Below are 2,575 nucleotides of genomic sequence, written 5' to 3' on the forward strand. Positions count from 1 at the left end.
CGTCCTCCCGTCGTCCCCGCGCGCGGTGACCGCTTCCCGTGCGGTGACCGCCTTCGCGTGCGGGGGGCCGTTCCGCCGGGTTCGACGGTTTCGGGCCCGGCTCGGTGCGATTATGCACGCACCACCCGCGGGGCATGACGAACACGCGGGGGCCGCCGGTCCCGCGTCACGGCCCGAGGGACCGGTGGCCGCCGGCCCCGCTGCGGGTCAGTCGCCCTCCGTGTGCTCCCGGGTCGCCAGCAGCCGCCGCAGCGAGTACAGCCGTGCCGGGTCCGCGTGCCCCTCGGCGACCCAGGCGTCCAGCGCGCAGTCCGGTTCGTCGTGGCTGCACGCACGGGGGCAGCCCTCCGTCCCCGGCTCGAGGTCGGGGAAGGCGTGGATGACCCGTGAGGGATCGACGTGGGCGAGGCCGAACGACCGCACCCCGGGCGTGTCGACCACCCATCCCCCGGCGCCCGCCAGCGGCAGCGCCAGCGCGGACGTCGTCGTGTGACGCCCCCGCCCCGTCACCGCGTTGACGTGCCCGGTCGACCGCCGCCGCTCCTCGGGCACCAGCGCGTTCACCAGCGTCGTCTTGCCGACCCCGGAATGCCCCACGAACGCCGTGATCCGGCCCGCCAGCTGCTCCCGCACCCGGTCGGCCGCCGTGCCGTCCTCCAGTTCCCCACGGCTGGTGACGACGTACGGGATGTCGAGATCGCCGTACAGCTCCAGCAGCTTGTCCGGCGGCGCGAGGTCCGACTTCGTCAGGACGAGCAGCGGGGTCAGCCCGCCGTCGTACGCCGCGACCAGGCAGCGGTCGATCAGGCGCGGGCGGGGCTCGGGGTCGGCGAGGGCGGTGACGACGGCCAGCTGGTCGGCGTTGGCGACGACGACCCGCTCGTAGGGGTCGTCGTCGTCCGCGGTGCGGCGCAGCACCGACGTCCGCTCCTCGATGCGGACGATCCGCGCGAGGGTGTCCTTCTCACCGGAGAGGTCGCCCACGATCGCGACCCGGTCACCGACCACCGCCGCCTTGCGGCCCAGCTCACGGGCCTTCATGGCGAGCACCGTGCGGTCCTCGACGAGACAGGTCAGCCTGCCCCGGTCGACGGTGAGGACCAGGCCCTCGGCGGCGTCCTCGTGCTTGGGCCGGATGTGGGTGCGCGGCCGGTTGCCCTTGCGGTTCGGGCGGGAGCGGATGTCGTCCTCGTCGGTGTGCTTGCCGTAGCGGCGCATCGTCTTGCCCTAGGCCCCGAGCATCCCGGCCCACAGCTCGGGGAAGTCCGGGAGCGTCTTCGCCGTGGTCGCCACGTTCTCGATCCGCACGCCCTCCACCCCGAGGCCGATGACCGCGCCCGCGGTGGCCATGCGGTGGTCCTCGTAGGTGTGGAAGACGCCGCCGTGCAGCGGGCGCGGGCGGATGTGCAGACCGTCGGCGGTCTCGGTGACGTCGCCGCCGAGTCCGTTGATCTCCTTGGTGAGCGCGGCCAGGCGGTCCGTCTCGTGCAGCCGGAGGTGGGCCACGTTGCGCAGCGTGGACGGCGAGTCCGCGAGCGCCGCGACGGCCGCGATGCCCGGCGTCAGCTCACCGACCTCGCCGAGGTCCACGTCGATGCCGTGCACCGACCCGGAGCCGGTGAACACCAGCCCCTGCTCGGTCAGCTCGCAGGAACCGCCCATCTCGGTGAAGATCTCCCGCAGCCGGTCACCGGGCTGGGTGGTGCGGGCCGGCCAGTCCGGCACGACGACCCGGCCGCCGGTCACCAGCGCCGCCGCCAGGAAGGGCTGGGCGTTGGACAGGTCGGGCTCGATGGTGAGGTCCCGTCCGAGCAGGGCCCCCGGGGTGACTCGCCAGACGTCGGGTTCACCGCCCGACTCCGGGCTGTCCACCTGGGCGCCCACCGCGCGGAGCATGTCGACGGTCATCCGGATGTGCGGCAGGGACGGGAGCGTGGCGCCGGTGTGCCGGACCTCGACGCCCTGGTTGAAGCGCGGCGCGGACAGCAGCAGCGCGCTGACGAACTGCGACGACGAGGAGGCGTCCACCGACACGGTGCCGCCCTCCAGCGCGCCGCCGCCGTGCACGGTCAGCGGCAGTGCGCCCCGGCCGTCGTCGTCGATCCGGGCGCCGAGGTCGCGCAGCGCGTCGATGACGCCGTTCAGGGGGCGCTCGTACGACCGCGGGTCGCCGTCGAAGCGGACGGGGCCGTCGGCCAGGGCGGCGACCGGGGGGAGGAACCGCATCACCGTGCCGGCGTTGCCGACGTCGACGGTGGCCGGCCCGCGCAGGCCGGTCGGCAGCACCCGCCAGGCCTCGCCGGTGCCGTCGGGGCCCACGCCCTCCTCGATCTCGACCCCCATGGCCCGCAGCGCGCCGGCCATCAGCAGCGTGTCGCGCGAGCGCAGCGGACGGCGCAGCCAGCCGGGCTCGGAGGCGAGGGCGGCGAGCACCAGGGCACGGTTGGTGACCGACTTCGACCCCGGCACGTGGACCGTCGCGTCGACGGCTCCGCTCGCGTGCGGGGCGGGCCAGAGGGCGGTGGGCGCGGGATTAGCGGTCATGCACACCACTTTAATGGCGGCCCGGGCCGCC

Annotated in this window: 2 protein-coding genes; both read right to left on the bottom strand. The window is 74.8% G+C overall.

Features of this window, described 5'->3' with window-relative positions:
• Window positions 1-207: 207 nt before the first annotated feature.
• The gene (gene rsgA / locus AOK18_RS28035) at window positions 208-1,218 is read right to left on the bottom strand and encodes a ribosome small subunit-dependent GTPase A (protein WP_055571354.1); all 1,011 of its coding nucleotides are present in this window, start codon (window positions 1,216-1,218) and stop codon (window positions 208-210) included.
• Window positions 1,219-1,227: 9 nt separating this feature from the next.
• Window positions 1,228-2,544: a 3-phosphoshikimate 1-carboxyvinyltransferase gene (aroA, locus tag AOK18_RS28040; RefSeq protein WP_055571355.1), complete on the bottom strand. Its 1,317-nt coding sequence runs from the start codon at window positions 2,542-2,544 to the stop codon at window positions 1,228-1,230.
• Between the last annotated feature and the right edge of the window lie 31 nt (window positions 2,545-2,575).

Source organism: Streptomyces prasinopilosus (assembly GCF_001419695.1).
Lineage (GTDB): Bacteria > Actinomycetota > Actinomycetes > Streptomycetales > Streptomycetaceae > Streptomyces > Streptomyces prasinopilosus.

Coding starts and splice junctions, on each gene's coding strand:
- rsgA (WP_055571354.1), bottom strand. CDS start 1,218: ATGCGCCGCTACGGCAAGCACACCGACGAGGACGACATCCGCTCCCGC.
- aroA (WP_055571355.1), bottom strand. CDS start 2,544: ATGACCGCTAATCCCGCGCCCACCGCCCTCTGGCCCGCCCCGCACGCG.